The following is a 20,798-nucleotide window of genomic DNA, read 5'->3' on the forward strand; positions in this document are numbered from 1 at the left end:
GCGCGGTCAGTGCAGGCGGCGGGTTTTCAGCGCTGCGGACCAGCGCTGTCGCTGGCAACGCGGGCAGACAGCCTGCTGCTGACCCGCAATCTGCTGCGTCTGGCCGCAGTGGGTACAGGCGTAAAGCCCGCTGTGCGGCACGGTGTCGAAATCCTGACGGTGTTCGGGCGGTAACACGCTTAAACCGGCGCGCATCTCATCATCGTCGTAGAAGTAAATACTCAGCTGACCATCCACCTCCACCAGCGCCAGCCGGATCTGCCCCAGGTGCTCGACCCCACTCTGCCGCAGCTCCATATAGAACTCATCCTCCGAAATGTTCAGATGATCGAGGCTCTCCAGCACGTATAAACCCTGTTTGATCAGCGTAATCACATCTCCCTGAATCAGGCGCGAAAAGCGCGGGCTGCGCGCCGTCAGCATGGTGGTCAGCCGGTAGAGCGTCAGCAACACCACAAACACCATGATCACCGGCAGGACCGGCACGTCGTCATAGAAGGTCACATCGCCCGAAGCGGAACCCAGCGTCAGAATCACCACCAGTTCAAACAGCGATAGCTGACGCACACCGCGCCGGCCTGAGACTTTTAAAAAGGTGAAGACCACCAGATAGGCGATCATCACCCGTGCCACCACCTCCAACAGAAAAGTGGCCGGTTGATCGTTGAGTAAAAAGCGGTGCCAGTCGAAAGAGAACATATCCTGTGAAACATCCTGTCAGTGAAAAAGAGCCGCGACCCGCTGATCGGTCAATTAACGGCCTGCCGATCGAGGCCAGTGATTAATTAATCTTGCTGGCGCTGGATGAAAAGGCAAGCGAAGCAGCAACCCGCAGGCCGCGAAGTCTGCCCGGTTTGCATCTCATGGAAAAGGTTCACAAAGCTGAAAAGCCTGTGGTTCTGGTCACGTTTCGCTTATCGCCAGCCGCAAAACGCTGATGCTTAAATTTTCCTGATTTATAGCGACTACATTCTGCCGCTGTGCTTTTTCTTTTTACTTCAACACATTGCGAAGAGTCGCACCTTACCTATACTTTCCAGTAAGGCTTCCACAAGGTTCAGTAACTCTACGAGAAGCCAGAACTTTTTCTCCTGCCGATAGCGCTGCGTGCTTCCACCCGCTATCTCTCACTCGTCGTCAATGCGACAGGACTCTGCGCCTGCGGCTCAGTGTCGGTTGCTTTTGGCAAGGATTGCCCGCCCGTTCAGAGTGGCATCATCGGCCAGTCTGCTTTGCATACCTGTACCCCAACCTGACCCGTCCGCGGACGGCCTGTCAGCGGGCGAACTGTTGCTGTTTTATGGGAGATGCCATGACCCCCTTTATCAGTTTCTGGCAGGCCGGCTATGAAGGTGCCGATCACGTTAATCCCGCCGGTGTTGCGCTGTCGATGAATGCGCTCAATCAACACCAGGCGCGTGCAGCCGAGGATTACGCCGCGCTGGCGCCCTTTGCTATCCGCACCGTACGCGAAAGTGCGGGCTGGCGTTTGTGCGAACGGCATGGCCGCTATGACTTTTCAGACGTGGCTGCCCGGATGCAGGCGGCGCAGCAGCAGGGCATCCAGATCAGCTGGACCTTCTGCCACTACGGCTGGCCCGACGGCGTCAGCCTGTTTGATCGCGACTTTGTCAGCCGTTTCGCCGCCTTCTGCGGTGCGCTGGCACAGTTTCTGGCCCCGTGGTATCGCACCGCGCCGGTCTATTCGCCAATGAATGAAATCTCTTTTCTCAGCTGGGGCATTTCGGTTGGCCTATTTGCCGCTGGCGACTGTACGGCAGCGGATCGGGCCGATGCAGCCAAACGGCAGCTGGTGCGCGCCACGCTGGCGGCCTGCGAAGCCATCTGGCAGGCCGATCCGCGGGCGCGCCTGTTGCATTGCGATCCGCTGATCCACATCGTTGCCGATCCTGCCGATCCCAGCAGCGCGGAGACCGCCGCGCGGATGCGCGAAACCCAGTATCAGGCGTGGGACATGCTGAGCGGCAGGCTGTATCCCGAACTCGGTGGGGCTGCGCGCTATCTCGACCTGATCGGCGTGAATTACTACCACGACAACCAGTGGGAACAGGGCTCGAATCGGCGCCTCTACTGGCATCTGGGCGATCCCCGCCGTGTGCCGCTGCATCAGCTGTTGCAGCAGGTTTATCAGCGCTATCAGCGCCCGCTGCTGCTGGCAGAAACCAGCCATGTCGGCAGCGGACGCGGCGCCTGGATCAGCCAGGTCGCCGCCGAAGTAGCGCAGGCGCAGCTGGCGGCTGTCGATCTGCTCGGCATCTGCCTCTATCCGATCCTCGATCGCCCGCTGTGGGAGGAGCCAGCCTTCTGGACCCGCAGCGGCTTATGGGATCTCGATCGGCTCGGTCCCGATCCTTACGCCCGTCAGTTACAGCAACCTTATGCCCACGCATTACACCAGGCGCAGCAAACCCTGCAACACATCCAGCAATCACAACGGCATCGTCAGGAGCCCACTATGAACCCACCCGTACTCATTGTTTTCAGTCATTTACGTTGGGGATTTGTTTTTCAGCGCCCGCAGCAGTTGCTGACGCGCCTGGCGCAGCACTATCGGGTGCTGTTTGTCGAGGAGCCGGTCTGGCAAGCCGGGCCGCCAGGGCTGCATCAGAGCCAGCCGGCCGCCAATATTACGGTGATCCAGCCGCATACGGATATTCAGGCTGCGGGCTTTCACGACAGCCAGATTGCGCCGCTGCAACTGCTGCTGGCGCCCTTGCTGGAAGAAGATGAACAGCCGCTGGTCTGGTTTTATACGCCGATGGCGCTGCCGCTGCTGACGCCGTTTAATCCGGCGCTGGTGATTTATGACTGCATGGATGAACTTTCTGCCTTTCACAATGCGCCGCGCCAGCTACAGCAGCGTGAATCCGCGCTAATGACCCGCGCCGATCTGGTGCTGACCGGCGGCTCCAGTCTGTATGAAGCCAAACGCGATAAACATCCGCAGGTGTACTGCTTCCCAAGCAGCGTGGATGCGGTCCACTTCGAGCAGGCGCGCGATCGCAGTAACCGTCATCCGTTGCAGGATACGATTCCTGCGCAGCGCCTCGGGTATTACGGCGTGCTGGATGAGCGCATCGATTTGCCGCTGATCGCCGCGCTGGCTGACTCGCATCCCGACTGGCAGATTGTTATGGTCGGTCCGGTGGTGAAAATCGATCCGGCCAGCCTGCCGCAGCGCGACAATATTCACTGGCTCGGCCAGCAGCCCTATCAGGCGCTGCCACAGTTTCTTGCCGGCTGGGATGTCTGTCTGATGCCCTTCGCCCTCAACGCCTCGACCCGCTACATTTCACCCACCAAAGTGCTGGAATACATGGCCGCGCAGCTGCCGATTGTCAGTACCGCCATCATCGATGTCGCCCGCCATTATGCCGATGAGGTGGCGGTCGCCGGCGATCATCAGCAATTCATCGCCGCCTGTGAACGGGCCATCGCGCTGAGTGCGGCCGACCGGCTGACGCTGGCTGGCAAAATGCAGGCAAAAGTCGATGCCACTTCGTGGGACCGCACGGCAGAGCAGGTCGATCAGCTGATCCAGCAGGCGTTAAGCCACAAGCAGTCCCTCACCACGCCCGCCGCATCGCTGGCAGAGCCGCAGGCCAACGTCAGCGCATTAACCCCGGCGATGCTGGAGAGCGAGGCGGTTCCCTGTCTGATTATCGGTGCCGGTCCGACCGGCCTGAGCGCCGGTTATCACTATGGCGAAGGCGCAGTACTGCTGGAAAAAAATGCCACGCCCGGCGGCTGGTGCCGATCGGTTGAAGATCAGGGATTCACCTTCGATTACGCCGGTCACATTATGTTTTCGCAGGACCCGTATGTGCTGCAGCTGTATGAGATGTTGCTGGGCGACAACCTGCACTGGCAGGCGCGTGAAGCCTGGGTCTATACCGACGGCGTTTTTACCCGCTATCCGTTCCAGTCAGCGCTGCATGGTCTGCCGATTGAGGTGGTGAAGGAGTGTGTGCTGGGCGCGATTGAAGCCCGCTACGGCGAAAGCGCGCCGGTCACCGTGCCGCTGGAGCGGGCACGTCAGCGACGAGACTGCTGCGCCGACGGTGCGCTGCCTGATGAGGGCAACAGCGTTGGCGAGGTGCAGGAGGAAGAGGATTTCCAGCATTTTATCCTGCGCACCTGGGGTAAAGGCATCGCACGTCACTTCGCCCTGCCCTATAACCAGAAGCTGTGGAAAGTGCCGCTGACAGAGATGGAAACCTCGTGGCTCGGTGGCCGGGTACCGCTGCCGGATCTGGCGCAGATTATTGATGGCGCGCTGCAGCCGCTGGCGAAACCGGTCGGTCCCAATGCCCGCTTTGGCTATCCGCTGCGTGGCGGCTTCCAGGCGTTGATGTCCGGATTTCTGCCGCATCTCAAATGCCAGCTTGAAACCGGGGCACGCCTGATTCGTCTTCATCCGCAGGCGCACGTTGCGCTGCTGGCCGACGGACGCTACTACCGTTATCAGCAACTCATCAGCACCATGCCGCTGCCGGAACTGATTAAACTGATGGGCGATGAGGTACCGGAAAACGTGCAGCAGGCGGCACAGCAGCTGCAGTTTGTTTCGGTACGCTGCGTTAATCTGGGGATTGGCCGCGCTGACCTGACCGAAAAACACTGGATCTACTATCCCGGCGATACGCTGTTTCATCGCATTTTCGTCCAGGGCAATGCCAGTCCGCACTGCAATCCGCCGGGCGGTTTCGGCTTAACCTGCGAGATCACCTACAATGCCGCCAACCCGCTGCCGCTGGAGGGCGAAGCGCTGATTGAGCGCTGCCGTCAGGACTGCATCCGGGTCGGGATGATCCGCGCTGACGATCCGCTGCTCTGCGCGTCGCAGGTTGATATGCCCTACGCCTATGTGGTCTATGACCATGCGCGCAGCCGCAACGTAGCGCTGATCCGGCAGTGGCTGCTGACCCAGGATGTCCATCTCTCCGGCCGTTACAGCGAGTGGGAGTATTACAATTCCGATCACGCCTTCCTCGCCGGTAAACGCGCGGCGGAAAATGTCAGGATGCAGCACGTCAGCCAGCGCACGCGGGTCTGACCGGCGTCAGCCAGCTACGCCAGACGCTGGCTGCACTTTGCGGCTTTTAGCGACTGCAACTGTTGCAGTCGCGTATCCGCCTTATGGCTGGCGCTGAGCTTCGCAATGCCATTACCGAGACCGAAATCCCCGACGAACCCCAACAGGGTCAGCGCATCGAAACGGCCGGTGTGATCAATCTCGCCCTGCACGTCGTGCGCTTTCACGATCTCCTGATCCAGCATTTTGCAATCCAGCATCGCCGTCTCTTCCGGCGTTACCACGGCTGCCTGTGGATACTGTTTGGTGGCGCAGCCGCTTAGCAGCATCACCAGCACGCCTGACATCACTATTCTGTTCATGATTGACCGCCATCGTTTCATTGCCCTTAGCGGTATATCGGCAGTGCAACCTGCGATCGTGAATCTGTTTGCTACCAATAATGGGCGAAACCGCTACGCTAAGGTAGGATTTAGCGCGTCGGAATAAAGCGAAGCGCTTTCCGTCAGCAAAGTCAGGTTGTGAGCGGGATCGCTCCGTTTATTATTTCCACCTTATCTTTCAAATTGTTAGCCAGAATAGTGTTGTTGCTGGCAGCTGTTACAGAGTCAAAGCCTGACGCGACATTCGCCGGATAGCCCTCGCGTAAGCGAGACTATGCGCAGAACAGACGGCATTCAGGGTTTTCAGGGGACGTTTACCATGAGGTTTTTCCATGCGTTTTAAAGGATTGAATATCGGATTTTTCATTCTGATTCTGGCGATTGCGACTCTCGCCTTTTTTGAGGTGCTTTCACCCTATTTCTCGCCGATTCTCTGGGCGGCGATTCTGGCGGTTATTTTCCATCCGCTAAAAACCTACCTGCGTACCCGGCTGGGCGAACGCAACGGCCTGGCCGCCTTGCTGACCCTGCTCTGTATCTGTCTGATTGTGTTCACGCCACTGGCGATTATCGCCTCGTCGCTGGTGGTGGAAACCAATGCGGTCTATCACAAGCTCCAGACCAACTCGGCGCAGTTCCCGGTGGTGTTTGCCGACCTGTTGCAGCATCTGCCGCGCTGGGCGAAACATTACCTGGCTGAAAATAATCTGGATAACGCCACCCAGATTCAGGAGAGGCTCTCGTCGTTCGCCCTGAAGGGAGGACAGTATGTGGCGGGCAGCGCTTTCATCATCGGTAAAGGCACTTTTAGCTTTACCGTCGGCTTTGGCGTGATGCTCTACCTGCTGTTTTTCCTGCTGAAAGATGGTTCCTACCTGGTGCATCTGATTCTGGAAGCGTTACCGCTGTCGACCTACGTTAAGCATCACCTGATGGTGAAGTTCGCTGCGGTGGCGCGCGCCACGGTGAAAGGCACCGTGGTGGTCGGGATCGTTCAGGGGATACTCGGCGGTCTGGCATTCTGGTTTACCGGCATCGACGGCAGCCTGCTGTGGGGCGCGCTGATGGCGTTCCTGTCACTGATCCCGGCGGTGGGTTCTGCCATCATCTGGGTACCGGCGGCCATCTTCTTCTTTGCGACCGGCGCACTGTGGAAAGGTCTGTTCCTGGTCGGCTTCTTCGTGGTGATTGTTGGGCTGGTGGATAACATTCTGCGTCCGCTGCTGGTGGGCAAAGATACCAAAATGCCGGACTACCTGATCCTGATCGCCACGCTGGGCGGCATGGAAATCTACGGCATTAATGGCTTTGTGATCGGTCCGGTGATCGCCGCGCTGTTTATCGCCTGCTGGAATCTGCTGTCGGGCCGCGACAACCGCGAGAATATCGAAGAGATTGATGAAGAGGTGATCGAGGAAGGCAAGAAGCAGTCAGATACCGCAGCCGAAGCTGCTGCTGAAGCCGCCGCAGCGGCAGCCGATGCCGCCGCCGAAGCGGAGATCAAAGTCTCGGCACTGGCCGCCGCCGAAGCGGAAAAAAACGCCAGCGCGAGTAAGAAATAAAAAAAACCCACCTTAGGGTGGGTTTCTTTTTTCTGCAAACCAGCCGACTTAGTTGGTCGCTTTGTTTTTCAGGTCTTCAGCACCCTGCTTGGTTTTATCCCAGCCTTTCTCGGTGCCTTCTTTAGTTTTGTTCCAGCCTTTCTGCGCCCCTTCGGTCACTTTGCTGCTGGTGGCATCACTTTTGCCTTCAGCCGCATGCTCGGACTTGAGTTTCATCTCTTCGCCCTGATGCTGCGTCTGATGCAGTTTTTCTTTAGCGGTATCCGCGCCTTTATGCGCTTCCGCAACGGTGTTGTCTGTGGTGGTCGCGGCAAAGACTGGCGAAGCCAGTAAAATAGCAGACAGTGCAATAATTGTTTTCTTCATAATTCCCTCTGTATTGAATAGTTGCCGTGTCAGGTTTTAATCCTGGCATAGCGCTGCCAGGAAAGATTTAAGAATAAACCAGGAATGAAAAAGGGCCAGTTTTCGCCAGAAAAAGCGCTGTTCGCCCGATATTCCCCCCTCACCATAACGCCAGTTGCGGATCGTCATCCGGTTTCACCTGCGCTTTTTGCGGTCGGGCAGCCGGTGCCGGCCGCTGCATCTGAGCCGCTATCCACTGCAGCAGCACCGCTACCACATACGCCTGCTGCTCCGCGCTGAGCGGCTGGTCCGGAGCAATCTGGTGCCATTTACTGAGACAGCCACGGCAACAGGTAGCGGTCGCATGCTGGGCGATAAACACCGGATGGCCGCGCATCGGCGTCTGCTTACCGTCGTTAGCGGGCCGGGCCGGTGCCAGCCGCCGGGCGATAAACTCTGCCGCATGCTGGCGCAGCGTCGCCTCATCCCGGCTGCGAACATAGTCATATTCTGCACGCCCCAGCCGAAAGCGCTGGCGAAACGGTGACTGCGCCAGGCGGTTAAAAAGATCGTCAAAAGAGGTCATAGCATCCCGATAGCCGGTTTAATCGTATTTCCGTCCCGCCAGATAACGCACACCCTGCGGGCCAAACGCCTCACGATGCAGTTCATTCGGCTGAAGATGGAAGGTGTCGCCGGGATGATAGGTGGTATCGCTCTGTTCGGTGCTGATGGTGATATCACCACTGAGAATCAGGGCCAGCGCCTCAAAGGGATGGACATGATTATCGAGTTGCGTGGCGGGTGCGCGCTCAACCAGTACCGGCTCATCAAAACCCTGTTCGGCTAACAACGTTCTGAATTCGTGTTCCGTCATTGTTCCTCCTGCGTGTGGACCTGAACATTAGCAGTGTAGACGATCTTTATTATCAGTCGGTACGCCTGTCGCGCTGCGTAAAGTAGCGCAAGGCGGGTTGTTCCCCGGCACAACAGGTGCTGTACTTGCCGGCTCATGACTTTTGTAATGCCATAAGGATAGGCCACAGCGATGTCTGAACAGGTTAAAACCGCCCTGCTATTGATTAATCAGCGTTCACGTAAAGGACAAACCGACGCCAGCCGCGCCAGAGGGCTGCTCGCCGACTACGGCATTCGATTGCTGCAACCGGATGAACAGGATTCGCGCAGCTACAGCGAACTGATCGGCGCCTATGCGGATCGCGTTGATGCGGTGATTGTCGGCGGCGGTGACGGCACCCTCAATGCCGCTGCGCCCGGTCTGATGCAAACCGGTCTGCCGCTCGGCATTTTACCGCTCGGCACCGCCAATGATTTCGCCCGAACCCTGGGCATCAGTCCGCGTCTGGAGCAGGCGGTGAAGATTATCGCGGATGGACAACTGCGCCCGGTCGATCTTGGCGAAGTGAACCAGCATCTGTTCCTTAACGTCTCCAGCATCGGTTTTTCCGCGCAGCTGGCGCATCATCTGACGGCAGAATCGAAAAAGCGCTGGGGCGTTGCCGGCTATGCGCTGGCCGCCTTCCGGCTGCTCCGTCAGAGTCGCCCTTTCAGCGCCACGCTGATCCATCAGGGCGAACGGACGCCGATTAAAACCGTACAGATCTCAGTGGGCAACGGACGGTTTTATGGCGGCGGCATGACGGTTGAACAGCAGGCCGCTCCTGATGATGGTCTGCTGGATGTTTACAGTCTGGAATTGCAACAGAGCTGGCAGTTGATCGCGCTGCTGCCCTACCTGCGGCGTGGCACGCAGGGGCGCTGGCGTAACGTGCGGGCATTTTCGACGACCGAACTGACCATTGAGACCCGTCGCCCGCATGACATTAATGCGGACGGCGAGATTGTCGGACAGACGCCAGCACATTTTCGCCTGATTGCGAATGCGCTAAAGGTGTATGTGCCGTCAGATAAACCCTGAGCCGGTGACAACAGTAGAATCAGGGCTTTTCCGCATTTTCTTCTGCGTAATCAATATGTTCTGACAGGTTAACCACCAGCTTTTTCGCCATCTCAATCGTCATGCCGAAATAGAGTGACTCCTGCTGACGTTTGGTGAAGGGTGCCTGAGGATCGTGGTAGCCAAATTGCAGCACCAGCGCCTGATGACCGGGTAACGGCCCGACATGCCAGCCGGTGACCGGATAGAAGGTAAAACGACTAAAATTATTCACTTTAAACCTGACCGTGAAAGCATAACGCTGATTGGGAGTCAGGCCAGCTCTGGTTATAAAAACGTGAGTGGTAAGCTAAGTCTGAACGAAATCCACAGAATCACAAGGGAAACGGCAGGAATAAGCGAAGCGTGGAGCAAAAGCCGCCAGCGGCTAATTTATTGATACGAAATAAAAAAGCCGTACCGGCAAACCACTCTGCGGCGGCACGGCCAGAAGGTGATTATTTTTGCGGCTGCGGGATGACAGAAATGTGGCCGTTCACCTCCAGCACCGCATATTTAATCTGATCAAAACGCTCAAGCCCCTGACTGGAGCGCGCGGCTTCCAGCACATCATCAGGGCTGATACCGGTCATTTTCATCCGTTCAGTCAGTAAATTGCCATGCTCCACCAGAATCACCGGACCGCCATCAATCGCCTGCTCCACCACCGGAAAACGATTTTTCAGTTTCCCCAGCAGGATATCGATCGTGACCAGCGTGATAATGGTCAGGGCAGCCCCGGTGACCGAAAAATCGTCTCCCAGCAGCGCCTGCTGGGTCGCTTCACTGATAATCAACAGCAGGATTAAATCGAACGAGGTCATCTGCAGCAGGGTGCGTCTGCCGGCAATTTTGATCACCACCATCAGCACCAGATAGATACCCGCTGCACGTAATACCGTTTCCATAACGCACTCCTGTCAGGGATAAATCCATTGGGTAAAACGGGCCGGCGGACGATCGCCGCTGCTGACGCTGACGTGAACCCGGCCAGGACTGCGCGGTTGCAAACCGAGCCAGATAGCGTGATCCGGACCGGTATCACGCGACGAGAAGGTCAGCCGCAGATCGCTGCCGATGGTGATCGCCTCCAGCGGCTGCGGCTGCAGCGTCTGGATCTGCAGATTATCCAGCGCCCCGCTACCCAGGGTGACGCTGAACTGCTCCGCCTGTGGCGACCGGAGCCGGATGGTCATATCCATGTTGCTCTGAACCCGGCCAAACCGCTCATATTCCACCTGAATCGCGCCATCCGGCGACTGGGTTGTGCCATTACTCAGCACCCCTTTTGAAAAGAGTCCGCAGGCACCCAGAATCACCAGCAAGATCAGGAGGTACTCGCCAACGCGCTGAATCAGCCATTCGCGGCGTATCCAGCGAACATCTTCTTTGATCGGGTAATCCCGACTGCTGATATGATCTTTTTTCACTGTGGCATCGTCTCCTGTCTGCACAAACCAAACTGAACGCTGACTAAAGCATAGCGGGAGTCCGATTATTTACCGCGACGTTCAATCCAGAACGACCAGCTGTGGTAAAGCAGCGTCAGCGGCATGGCGATCGCCGCCCCCACCAGCACAAAACCCTGGGTGGCCGGGGCCGATGCACTGTCATTGATGGCGAAATGGTACGGCACTAACCAGGGATAGAGACCGCACAGCAGGCCGATAAACACCGCAGCTATCAGCATCAGCGTCACAATCAGTTGCACCAGCGGTCGGGCGCGCCACAGCGCCAGCGGCAGAGCAATCCACAGCATGACAATCGCCACGCCAGCCACTTTACCCAGCGGTCGCTGCCAGCTTTGCTGCCAGAGGTCGGCGTTAAGATAGAGCTCAAGCAGAAACAGCATCAGCGCCAGCAGCCACCACAGCCAGCTCTGCGCTTCGGCCAGCGGCTGAACCTTCTCCCCGATGCGCCAGCCGATCCAGCAGCAGGCCAGCAGCGAATTGATCGCCATTAAGCCTGCGCCGCTGATCAGCGGAACCAGGCTGAGCCCGTCAGGCAGGCCGCTATGCGGCTGAGCGCTGATGATCATCCCGGCGCACCAGCCCTGAATAAAGGTCGCCAGGGCCGAACTGCTGGCCATGATACGGTCGAGCCAGTGGCGCAGCCGGGTGCTGCTCTGGGCGCGATACTCCAGCGCCATCGCCCGCACCACCAGCGCCAGTAACATAACAAACAGCGGCGCGCTTAACTCACTGAGCAGCAGACTGTAGACCGGGGGAAACAGCGCCAGTAAACCGCCTGCGGCCAGCACCAGCCAGGTCTCATTAGCATCCCAGACCGGCAGAATGCTGTGGGTCATCAGTTCACGCTGCTGATTATCGTGAAACCAGAAGAACAGCATACCCACGCCGAGGTCGGTGCCATCCAGCAGCAGATAGAGCAGCAGCGAGAAACAGATGATCAACGCAGAGAGATCGGCCATGACGAACTCCTAATTGGGCGTTTTCAGCTGAATGACCACCGGGTTTCCCGACGGCAGTTCACCTTTAATCCGGCGCAGCAGATAGTGTAAGCCGAGGGCAAACACCAGCGCGTAGATCAGCAGTACCGCCAGAAAAATGCCCAGCGTGGTGCTCAGCGCCAGCGGCGACACGCTCTGAGCGGTGCGCACCATGCCGTAGACCGTCCACGGCTGCCGCCCGACCTCGGTGACCACCCAGCCCGACAGCAGCGCGACAAAGCCCGCTGGCGTGAGCCACGTCAGCCAGCGCAGTAAGCGCCACGAAACCGGCAGCCGTCCACGCCAGCGCTGCAGGTTCGCCACCAGCGTGGTCAGTAAGATCGTCATCCCCAGCCCCACCATCAGGCGAAAGGCGAAAAAGACCGGCAGCACCGGCGGGATCGCATCGGCGGGAAATTCACTCAGGCTTTTAATGTGGCCGGAAAGATTGTGCCGCAGATAAAGCGATCCGAGATTGGGCAGGCTGATCTCCAGATGGTTGCGCTGCGCCTGTTGATCCGGCACGGCAAACAGCCGCAGCGGCTCGCCCTCACCCGGCGCAGGCGGATGCCAGCCGCCTTCGATGGCGGCCAGTTTGGCGGGCTGATAGTCGCGGGTATTTTCACCGTGCAGATCGCCGAGTACGATCTGCACCGGAACGGCGAACAGCAGAAAGGTCAGCGCGCTGTTGAGCATCAGTCGCGACGCGGCCTCCGCCTTGAAATGCCGCAGCCGCCAGGCCGCCACGCCCATAATCAGCACCGCCACGGCAATCAGTGACGCCATCACCATATGGCTGAAGCGCCACGGAAAGGAAGGTGACAGCAAAATCGATTGCCAGCTGTCAGCGAGAAAAACGCCGTTCTCATCGCGGGTGAAGCCGACTGGCGTATGCATCCATGAGTTGGCCGCCAGTATCCAGAACGCGCTAAGCAGCGCCCCGAACGCCACCAGACAGGTGACGGCAAAATGCACGCCAGGACGGATGCGGTTAAAGCCAAACAGCATCACGCCGGTCAGCGCCGATTCGAGAAAAAAGGCGACCAGCACTTCGTAAAACATCAGCGGACCGATAACGCCACCCACCTGATGAGAGAAGCGCGCCCAGTGGGTACCGAACTGAAACTCCATCACCACGCCCGAAACCGCGCCAATCGCCACCGTCAGGGAGAAAATCGTCAACCAGAAGTGCAGCGCATCACGGGCAGCCTGCTGTTTTCCCCACAGCCAGCGCGCTTCAAACCATACCAGAAAAGGGGCCAGCCCCAGCGTCAGTGCCGCCAGGGTAATATGCATCCCCATCGTCAGCGCAAACTGCGCCCGGGCAATGATCAACACCCAGTCGTTCTCATTCACGATCGGACGTACCCTTAGCGACGTGCGCAAGCGGGCCATCGCCAGAGAGGACCAGGCGCAGAGGATGAGTCCGTTCTGTCATCAGAATGTCTCCGGTTATAAGCACGTCTCACCGGCTACTGCTGAAATATCAGCAACGCAAACGGTTTTTCGCCGGGGCGACGTATTTAACAAGGTATTATCAGCGTAGCGAAGAAATATAAAGGCAGCTAGTTAAGGATTGGTCGGAATAAAGAAACCGGGCCATCTCAGGATTATTCTGAATTGATAATGACGTGACTCAAGGGATGAAAATGATTATTTTCTGCGTTGGTTATCGCTGCGCTTAAATAAGATTAAGCGCAGCGCGTTAATAAGCTGCCGCGTCATCTCTCCGCGGTCTCTGCCGCTACAGCCAGCCTGAACGGCGGAGTTTTGCCCACAGTCCGCCGCACGCCAGCAGCGTGATGCCCACCGCCAGCGGGTAACCATACAGGGACTTCAGCTCCGGCATATGTTCAAAGTTCATGCCATACATGCTGAATACCACGGTCGGGATCACCAGAATCGCGCCCCAGCCCGCCAGTTTTTTTACCACCTCGTTCTGCTGCACCGTCACCAGCGCCAGATTGACCTGCATGGCGCTGGTCAGCATCTCGCGCATATCCTCAGCGTCGGTCACCACATGACGTGCGTGATCCTGCACGTCGCGAATATAGGCCCGCAGCGGACGGGGGATCAGATCTTCATGCAGGTGAATAAGCTGGTTACAGATCTCCTCCAGCGGCAGCGCAGCGTTACGCAGCGTCAGCAGATGACGACGCAAGGTGTAGACCGCCTGCACCGACTGACGATCAAACTCGCTTTTGAACAGATCGTTCTCCATCTGCCCGACCCGCTCATTCAGCGAGGTTGAGAGTTCAGCATAGCGATCAACAATAAAGTCGAGCAGGCAATAGAGCGGATAACCGGGTCCCAGTTTAAGCAACGCCGGATTCTCCGCAGCCCGCTGACGTACCGGGGAGTAGCTCTCCGAGGCGCCGTGACGGATGCTGATCAGAAAGTTTTTTCCGACAAAGAAATGGGTTTCGCCCAGTTCGCAACTGTCATCTCTGGCGCGTACCGTCTTGACCACGATAAACAGCGATTCGCCATAATGCTCAATTTTCGGCCGCTGATGGGCGTAAAGCGCATCTTCAACCGCCAGTTCGTGTAGCCCGAACTCCTCTTTAATTTTCGCCATGAATGCCGGATCAGGCTGCCACAGGCCCAGCCAGATAAAGGCATCCGGCTGTTTAATTACTTCACTGATCTGCTCAACATCCACCTCTTCGCCTGCGCATCCCGGACGATAGACCCTGCTGCTTACGATCATCTTCTGCATTCTCCCTTTATCGGTATCAGCAGCTTAGTCAAAGCCGGGCCGGCATCCTAAGAAAAACGGTAAAGATTTGCTGCAACCATTAACGCGACCGGCCTTACCACTTCACGCCTAAGCCGGTGGAGAATGTGCCTTCATTCAGGGTGTCCGGCGTGCCGCTGACCAGGTTGCGGTGATAGCCCAGATGCAGGGTTGACCAGGAGGTCAGGGTATAACGCAGGCCCACTTCCGCATCCAGCGTAAATACCCCATCATCATCCAGCGAATGGCCGACGTCGCCGTTACTGTAGAGCGTGACCGATTTGCCCAGCAGGTAACGCTGGTAGCTCCAGCGCACCGAGGCGCCAAAATGATTCTCCTCGCGGCCATCGCTGTAGCCATAGCCAAAAGCGCCGCCCAGTATCGACACCGAGAACGCACTCAGTTCGGTATCCCACAGCTGGTAGCCGGGACCGGTGCCAATCAGAGCCTGACGCGAAAGATCCTCTACCCAGTCGCGTTTGTAGGTGGCGCGGGTTTGCCAGAAGAACTGTTCTCTGAACAGGTAATCAAAGGCGTAGCGCAGGCTGTAGTTGTCGGTATTGACGTCTTCATTTTCCTGCTCGCGGTTGTAGGTTGCACCGATATCGTGACGCCATTTGCCCTGCGCCAGTTTGGTATTGAGGGAAAAACTGTAATCGTCGGTTTTGGTCGAGGCTTTTTTGACCTTCATGCCGGCGTCGATATTGCCGGTCCACGACAGCTGATCGGTGCGCACTTTGGCTTTCATAAACTCATCGATACGCTTTACCGAGACTTTCTCTTCGCGCTCATTGCGTTCCACCCAGACATAACCCGGATCGGAGGAGGAGAGCCGCACCTGATAGTGCTCGCCGGTCTTTTTGTTTTCGACGTTGACCGGATTATCGCTCGCCAGGGTACTGACCACATTCCAGTCGAGGGTCACCGTGCCGGCATAGGCGGTCTCGATCGCCAGTTTACCGTCGCTCAGATAGCGCACCGTGCCGGTCAGCCGGTCGCCATTATTCAGCCAGACGGTATCCGCAGCGGCCTGCTCTGCCCATCCGGCACAGAGGCCCACCACCAATAGCGGACTGATGAGGTGTTGCTTCGGGCCAGTGATGCGATGCATAGCGTTCCCTGTTAAGGCGTCGTCGTCTTTTACGGGCAATGAGGCACCGCTGATTCAGGCTTAATAATTAAGACTATATCGCGCCGATATGCAATGCCGCTTAACAGGCACCGTTTATCAGTTGGCCACTGCAGCAAAAATAAGCGAAGTGCGGAAAAGGTTATTAACTTATTCGTTATTTGCATAATCCGCGATCTTTTCCAGGATTAAGGAGGTAACCCGAAACAGAAATAAAGGAGGCAACATGAACGAAGAATTTAAAAAGTGCATTGAGGCCTGTTATCTGTGTGCGGCGGCCTGCGATAACTGCGCGGCGTCCTGCCTGCAGGAAGAGAACCTTGAGATGATGCGAAACTGTATCCGGCTGGATATGCAGTGCGCCAATATCTGCCGTCTCGCGGCACAGTTTATGACCCTGCAAAGTGAGTCGGCCCGCCAGCTCTGCCAGCTGTGTGCTGAAGTCTGCCAGCAGTGCGGCGATGAGTGCGGTCAGCATCAGCACGATCACTGCCAGCACTGCGCTAAAGCCTGTCACCACTGCGCTGAAGCGTGCCGTAACATGGCCGCCTGAGCGTCCTGATACCGGCATCGCCCCTGTGCCTATCGGCCAGGGGCGAACAGCCCTGCCCGATAGAGCCGGTCTGAAAACCGCACAAATTACCTGCGCTGCCGCCTTTAATCTCTGCGTCACTTACCCTACACTTTTATCTGTTGCACTAGATAATCAAACACAAGGTAAAAAGATGAGCAGCGAGTCTCGTGCCGACATCGGCAAACAACTGTCGTTCGCCCTGTATGGCGCGGCCAGCCGGATGAACCGGATGCATAAGCCCTTTTTAGATCCGCTCGGCCTGACCTTTCCGCAATATCTGGTGATGCTGGAGCTGTTCAGCGAGACGCCGCGCACCGTGGGCGATCTGGGTATGAAACTGGGCATGGATACCGGCACCATCACGCCGGTTCTCAAGCGCCTGGAATCGGCTGGCCGGATCGTGCGTACCCGCGATCGTCATGATGAGCGGCGCGTTCTGATTACGCTGACTGATGAGGGTGCCGCGCTGCAGCAGACGCTGTGGTCAATCACCGACAGCATCAAATCCGCCTGCAACATGACGGATCAGCAACTGGCTGCGCTGCGCGACACCCTGCTCAACTTCGCCCATCCGGCGTAGTCATTACTCTCAACCACAACGAGGCAGACGATGAATATCAGCATTATTGGCGCAGGCAATATCGGCGCAACCCTGGCACGTAAACTGGCCGCCGCCGGTCACCGTATCCGGCTGGCTAACTCACGCGGCCCTGACTCTATTCAGGCACTGGCAAGCGAAGTGGGTGCCACGGCAGTGACGCGCGAGGCTGCGGTTCAGGATGCAGAGGTGATTATCCTGGCGATACCGTTTGATAAACATCCGCTGATGACCAGCCTGTTAAACGCCGCGCCGTCAGAAGCGATCATTATTGATACCAGCAACTACTATCCGTTCCGTGACGGCGATATCGCGGCACTCCGGAATGGTCAGACGGAAAGTGACTGGGCCAGCGAGCAACTGCATCGTCCGGTGATCAAAGCGTGGAATGCGGTGCTGGCGGCAACGCTGGCCGATAAAGGCCTGCCGGCGGATCAGCCCGGACGTCTGGCGATCCCGGTAGCCGGTGACGATCCGCAGGCCAGAGCGGTCGCGATGTCACTGGTCGAGGCGACCGGTTTTGATGCGGTTGATGCCGGATTGCTGAATGACTCATGGCGTCAGCAGCCGGGCACGCCCGCCTACTGTACCGAACTGACAAAGCCGGCGCTGATTGCCGCCCTGCAGGCCGCCGATCGCCAACGCGCGCCGCTCAACCGCGATGCGTTAATTAAAGAATTTATGTCTGCCGGAGAGCTGACACACGAGGCGATCGTGGCGCGCAACCGTGCCGTGACGGCCAGAACGGAGTAAAGAGCAAAGCATGACCCGATTAAACGCAGCGGTGTCCTGAGCCGGTATGCTGAGTTTCAGACAGAGGATGCAGCGACGTCGCTTGTCGCGGGGATTCCTGCCGATACCGCGCCGCAGCAGAGGCAGCGCGTCCCCTCTGAATGCAACACTCAGCCGTGGGAGTGGATCTCAGCGAGTCGCTGATCTCTCACGGCTATGCACCGTTTACGACAGGTCGTGCAGCGCTTTGCCGGACGGCGGGCTGATGATGAAGTCACTAAAACCGATCGCCAGCCCCTGGCGTTCGGGTGAGCAACCCATCACTCCGACAAAGCGCCGCGCATGGCCTGGCCACGGACAGAGACGTAACAGCGGCCAGTGCTCACCATCACTGGAGTACTGAATGCGCAGCGCCTCATTGACCAGCGTCGCCCGCAGCCAGAAGGTGCGCGGATCGCCGGGAAACAGACCGGTTGACCAGTCTGATCTTTCGCGCGTCACCACACAGCCCATCGCGGGCTGGTCATCATTAAATTCAATTCCCGCCTTAACCCAGTGCGTCTCATCATCCTGAATAAACAGCCCGGCCTGATCGTAGAGCTGGCTGAAATCCGCCCTGACCTGCACCTGTACGGTAAAGTCCTCATCGATCCAGAATCCATAAGCGTGCCCGCTGTGCCGCTCAAAACCGTACCAGGTGCGCTGCCAGAAATCGCTGTTAAGCGCCGTTTCGAAGCGTAGTTGATCTTTTTCAAGGCGGTGGTGCGGTGGCGGGTTAATCCAGACGCCACCCTGGTGGTTAAACGAATCGATGACTGTCATTACGTCTCCTGTTGAGGTGGACTGGCCGTGCAGAACTCTCCTCTATCTTAGCGGCCTTCAACTGATGCGTCGCTGAAGCGCTGATGATGGGAAGCGATTCGCAAAGTCTGTATTCGCGTTCGCTATTGGCCTGGGCCAACGCAGCGACAATATTATTTTCATTATTGAGTGGTCTGATATTTCCGCCAAATAAGCCTTTATTATGCAGGATGTTAAGCTAAAAATATTTCATTTTGTTAATATACTGGCGTAATTCAGGTTCAGCAGCCAGGATTAATTCGTCTGAGGCGATGACCTCACAAACGAATAAGGAGAAATCACCATGGTAGATAAATCACAAATTTTAGACCACGCTCAGGTCGTTGATGTTAATGGTGAACACGTAGGGATTGTTGACCATTTTGAAGGCGATGACAAAATTAAACTGGCAAAAAGCGATCCTGAAGCGGGTGGACAACACCATATTATTCCCTTTAGCTGGGTGAAAGAGGTGGATGATAATAAAGTCATTCTCTCCAAAGCGAAGGCAGATGTTGAAAGCGAGTGGCAATCAGCCTGATTCGCTGGCCGTGGCCCAGGCCACGGCACTGCTTTTCGTGGCAATGCAATGTTATCTTCAACATTATCTCTCCCCACAACTTACCCTCATAACGGGCAATCCATAACACTCATCCCCCTTAGCGATCGTTAAATCCACTCCTCAAATAAGCAGACAACTTTTATCGCCATTAATATTCAGAAACAGATATTCAAAGTATAAGACGACGTTTAATTTTCTATCCCGCTGCGCTAAGAATAAGCTGTCTTAAAATAAAACCCCCAGCCCCAAACATCCTTCAAACCAAAGCGGCCTTCAGGATATTTTCACTGCTTTCGGCACTATCAATACAATGCCGCTGCTGTGGCTGGCCTGGCATCAGAAACGGGTAACGGCTTCAGCCACAACAACGTCGCCGTGATCGGGCGATGATCGGCTGGCCTGATGCCACAGATACAATGCCCTGCCCGCTTACCGGGCAGCTAATGCGATGCGGTCGCCGGGAAGATATTCATCATCGGCGCGGTCGTGACCGGGTAGCTGACCAAAAAGTTTTCTTTCCTCCCTGCTAATAAAGGATTCACCATGAAAAATGCCCTGATCGTGATTGATATTCAGAATGACTATTTCCCCGGCGGAGCCTTTCCGCTTGAGGCCGCCGAAGAGGCGTGCAAGGCGGCCGTTAACGCGATTGATGACGCGCGGGAAAAGGGATGGCTGATCGTCGGCGTTCAGCATATCGCCACGGCTGAAGCGCCGTTTTTCCGTCCGGATACCGCAGGCGCCGCGTTTCATCCTGATATCGCGGTGGCGCTGGAGAATGCACCCGTGGTGGTTAAGGCGGAAGCGGACAGCTTTTTTAACACCAATCTTGAATCGTTACTCAGCGAACACGGTATTACCGATATCTATCTCACCGGCATGATGACCCAGCACTGTGTGACGCATACGGCGCTCTCACCCCAGAGCCAGGCCATGAAAGTCCACATTATCGCAGCAGGCTGTGCCGCGCCTTCCCGCGCGCTGAGCGATCTCGCCCTCTCCGGCCTTCGTGTCCGGTGTAGCGTGGAGTAACAGGCACTGAACTCAACCGCGCCAGGTTCAGGCAGCGGAACCCGCATTGCCCCGATCAGACCGCCGGTATGCCTTCCACCGGCGGTCTCTTGCCACAAAGCGGCCCGCCACCATTGAATCAGCGTCAGACGCCCAGCATCAGCGGTTATCCGCCGGCTCAGGCAGCCGGGCAATTACCTTAATTTCAAAATCAAAACCCGCCTACCGCGGTCCAGTTCGGGTAAGGCGCCTCTGTCCATATTTCATTTTTAATCTCCAGCACGGTGGCAAACTGGTTTTTGCTGCCAGGAAGCCTTTGCCGAACAGGGATTGGCCGCCGCCTCAATCCGCCAGCGTCGGGCTCACCCGCGGTGCGCTGTATCATCATTTCGGTGATAAAAAGGGGCTGCTGGCCGCGGTGGTGTCGCAGGTCGACAGCGAGATCGCGCTGCGTGCCAGAGAGGTGGCCGCTAGCGCCGATTCGGACTGGGAAAAACTGATGTGGGAGGGTGCCGCTTACATTGAAATGGCGCTCGACCCGGAAGTGCAGCGTATCGTCTTGCTGGATGGCCCGGCTTTTCCTGGCGATCCCAGCCGCTGGCCGAGCCAGAATGCCTGTCTCGACGCCACCCGCAGCGCACTGGCGGAAATGGCCGCAAGCGGCGCGCTCAGGCCGGTCGATACTGAAGCGGCCGCGCGCTTACTCAATGGTTCGGCTTTTAATGCCGCCCTTTGGGTCGCAGCGAGCGAGAACCCTGCCATCACGCTGCCAAAAGCGATTGAGGGTTTCAGGCTGCTGGCGAGTGGATTGCTGTCGACCAGCAACAGGCTGCTTTGTGTCACTTTTTCGCTGGCCTATTGCT

21 protein-coding genes and 2 pseudogenes are annotated in these 20,798 nt (G+C 57.3%); 9 read left to right on the forward strand and 14 right to left on the reverse strand.

The features are described 5' to 3' along the window. Positions 1 to 6 precede the first annotated feature (6 nt). Positions 7 to 699: a DUF421 domain-containing protein gene (locus LZU96_RS14625; protein WP_233984953.1), complete on the reverse strand. Its 693-nt coding sequence runs from the start codon at positions 697 to 699 to the stop codon at positions 7 to 9. A 613-nt stretch (positions 700 to 1,312) separates the two neighbouring features. On the opposite strand from LZU96_RS14625, the gene LZU96_RS14630 reads away from it, so the two are divergent. Next, complete coding sequence (locus LZU96_RS14630) at positions 1,313 to 5,077, forward strand: FAD-dependent oxidoreductase (RefSeq protein ID WP_233984954.1); 3,765 nt, start codon at positions 1,313 to 1,315, stop codon at positions 5,075 to 5,077. A gap of 14 nt (positions 5,078 to 5,091) precedes the next feature. Here LZU96_RS14630 and LZU96_RS14635 read toward each other — a convergent pair whose 3' ends face one another. Continuing rightward, complete coding sequence (locus LZU96_RS14635; protein WP_233984955.1) at positions 5,092 to 5,418, reverse strand: hypothetical protein; 327 nt, start codon at positions 5,416 to 5,418, stop codon at positions 5,092 to 5,094. A gap of 353 nt (positions 5,419 to 5,771) precedes the next feature. Here LZU96_RS14635 and LZU96_RS14640 point away from each other — a divergent pair, with 353 nt between their 5' ends. After that, complete coding sequence (locus LZU96_RS14640) at positions 5,772 to 7,001, forward strand: AI-2E family transporter (RefSeq protein WP_233984956.1); 1,230 nt, start codon at positions 5,772 to 5,774, stop codon at positions 6,999 to 7,001. A 48-nt stretch (positions 7,002 to 7,049) separates the two neighbouring features. Here LZU96_RS14640 and LZU96_RS14645 read toward each other — a convergent pair whose 3' ends face one another. The 3 genes from LZU96_RS14645 to LZU96_RS14655 all read right to left on the reverse strand — a co-directional run bounded on the left by LZU96_RS14645 (position 7,050) and on the right by LZU96_RS14655 (position 8,223). Next, the gene (locus LZU96_RS14645) at positions 7,050 to 7,367 is read right to left on the reverse strand and encodes a hypothetical protein (RefSeq protein ID WP_233984957.1); all 318 of its coding nucleotides are present in this window, start codon (positions 7,365 to 7,367) and stop codon (positions 7,050 to 7,052) included. Positions 7,368 to 7,506: 139 nt separating this feature from the next. Beyond that, on the reverse strand, positions 7,507 to 7,932 hold the full coding sequence (locus LZU96_RS14650) for a DUF4186 domain-containing protein (RefSeq protein ID WP_233984958.1): 426 nt from the start codon (positions 7,930 to 7,932) through the stop codon (positions 7,507 to 7,509). A gap of 18 nt (positions 7,933 to 7,950) precedes the next feature. Beyond that, on the reverse strand, positions 7,951 to 8,223 hold the full coding sequence (locus LZU96_RS14655; RefSeq protein WP_094119599.1) for a cupin domain-containing protein: 273 nt from the start codon (positions 8,221 to 8,223) through the stop codon (positions 7,951 to 7,953). 171 nt (positions 8,224 to 8,394) lie between these two features. Between LZU96_RS14655 and LZU96_RS14660 the strand changes: the two genes are divergently transcribed. Next, complete coding sequence (locus tag LZU96_RS14660; protein WP_233984959.1) at positions 8,395 to 9,285, forward strand: lipid kinase; 891 nt, start codon at positions 8,395 to 8,397, stop codon at positions 9,283 to 9,285. 19 nt (positions 9,286 to 9,304) lie between these two features. Here LZU96_RS14660 and LZU96_RS14665 read toward each other — a convergent pair whose 3' ends face one another. The 7 genes from LZU96_RS14665 to LZU96_RS14695 form a co-directional block, all read right to left on the reverse strand. Beyond that, entirely contained in the window at positions 9,305 to 9,538 is a 234-nt protein-coding gene (locus LZU96_RS14665) for a hypothetical protein (RefSeq protein ID WP_233984960.1), read from the reverse strand. A gap of 223 nt (positions 9,539 to 9,761) precedes the next feature. Beyond that, a complete protein-coding gene (locus tag LZU96_RS14670) occupies positions 9,762 to 10,211 on the reverse strand; it encodes a DUF421 domain-containing protein (protein WP_094119596.1) in 450 nt (149 codons plus the stop codon). 12 nt (positions 10,212 to 10,223) lie between these two features. Beyond that, positions 10,224 to 10,733 (reverse strand): hypothetical protein, encoded by a 510-nt coding sequence (locus tag LZU96_RS14675; RefSeq protein WP_233984961.1) that lies wholly within the window; start codon positions 10,731 to 10,733, stop codon positions 10,224 to 10,226. 65 nt (positions 10,734 to 10,798) lie between these two features. Then, entirely contained in the window at positions 10,799 to 11,734 is a 936-nt protein-coding gene (locus tag LZU96_RS14680; protein WP_233984962.1) for a cytochrome d ubiquinol oxidase subunit II, read from the reverse strand. 9 nt (positions 11,735 to 11,743) lie between these two features. Further along, the gene (locus LZU96_RS14685) at positions 11,744 to 13,108 is read right to left on the reverse strand and encodes a cytochrome ubiquinol oxidase subunit I (RefSeq protein ID WP_233984963.1); all 1,365 of its coding nucleotides are present in this window, start codon (positions 13,106 to 13,108) and stop codon (positions 11,744 to 11,746) included. 388 nt (positions 13,109 to 13,496) lie between these two features. After that, entirely contained in the window at positions 13,497 to 14,462 is a 966-nt protein-coding gene (locus tag LZU96_RS14690) for a magnesium and cobalt transport protein CorA (RefSeq protein WP_094119683.1), read from the reverse strand. 103 nt (positions 14,463 to 14,565) lie between these two features. Continuing rightward, positions 14,566 to 15,600, reverse strand: a complete 1,035-nt coding sequence (locus LZU96_RS14695) for a DUF481 domain-containing protein (protein ID WP_233984964.1) — start codon at positions 15,598 to 15,600, stop codon at positions 14,566 to 14,568. A 244-nt stretch (positions 15,601 to 15,844) separates the two neighbouring features. Between LZU96_RS14695 and LZU96_RS14700 the strand changes: the two genes are divergently transcribed. The 3 genes from LZU96_RS14700 (at position 15,845) to LZU96_RS14710 (ending at position 17,543) form a co-directional block, all read left to right on the forward strand. Then, positions 15,845 to 16,171 (forward strand): four-helix bundle copper-binding protein, encoded by a 327-nt coding sequence (locus tag LZU96_RS14700; protein WP_233984965.1) that lies wholly within the window; start codon positions 15,845 to 15,847, stop codon positions 16,169 to 16,171. A 172-nt stretch (positions 16,172 to 16,343) separates the two neighbouring features. Next, positions 16,344 to 16,772: a MarR family winged helix-turn-helix transcriptional regulator gene (locus LZU96_RS14705; RefSeq protein WP_233984966.1), complete on the forward strand. Its 429-nt coding sequence runs from the start codon at positions 16,344 to 16,346 to the stop codon at positions 16,770 to 16,772. A gap of 30 nt (positions 16,773 to 16,802) precedes the next feature. Further along, on the forward strand, positions 16,803 to 17,543 hold the full coding sequence (locus tag LZU96_RS14710; protein WP_233984967.1) for an NADPH-dependent F420 reductase: 741 nt from the start codon (positions 16,803 to 16,805) through the stop codon (positions 17,541 to 17,543). Positions 17,544 to 17,747: 204 nt separating this feature from the next. Here the strand turns inward: LZU96_RS14710 and LZU96_RS14715 are convergent, their stop codons facing one another. Beyond that, a complete protein-coding gene (locus LZU96_RS14715) occupies positions 17,748 to 18,344 on the reverse strand; it encodes a DUF1349 domain-containing protein (protein WP_233984968.1) in 597 nt (198 codons plus the stop codon). Positions 18,345 to 18,666: 322 nt separating this feature from the next. Here LZU96_RS14715 and LZU96_RS14720 point away from each other — a divergent pair, with 322 nt between their 5' ends. Then, a complete protein-coding gene (locus LZU96_RS14720; RefSeq protein WP_233984969.1) occupies positions 18,667 to 18,903 on the forward strand; it encodes a DUF2171 domain-containing protein in 237 nt (78 codons plus the stop codon). A gap of 564 nt (positions 18,904 to 19,467) precedes the next feature. Further along, positions 19,468 to 19,956: an isochorismatase family protein gene (locus tag LZU96_RS14725; RefSeq protein WP_233984970.1), complete on the forward strand. Its 489-nt coding sequence runs from the start codon at positions 19,468 to 19,470 to the stop codon at positions 19,954 to 19,956. 138 nt (positions 19,957 to 20,094) lie between these two features. On the opposite strand, the pseudogene LZU96_RS14730 reads toward LZU96_RS14725, so the two are convergent. Next, positions 20,095 to 20,236 (reverse strand): annotated as a pseudogene (locus LZU96_RS14730) (RidA family protein); the annotation flags it as partial. Here LZU96_RS14730 and LZU96_RS14735 point away from each other — a divergent pair. After that, positions 20,201 to 20,746: pseudogene (locus tag LZU96_RS14735) on the forward strand (TetR/AcrR family transcriptional regulator); the annotation flags it as partial. The pseudogenes LZU96_RS14730 and LZU96_RS14735 overlap by 36 nt on opposite strands. Positions 20,747 to 20,798: the final 52 nt, after the last annotated feature.

It is taken from the genome of Pantoea agglomerans (assembly GCF_021397715.1).
Lineage (GTDB): Bacteria > Pseudomonadota > Gammaproteobacteria > Enterobacterales > Enterobacteriaceae > Pantoea > Pantoea astica.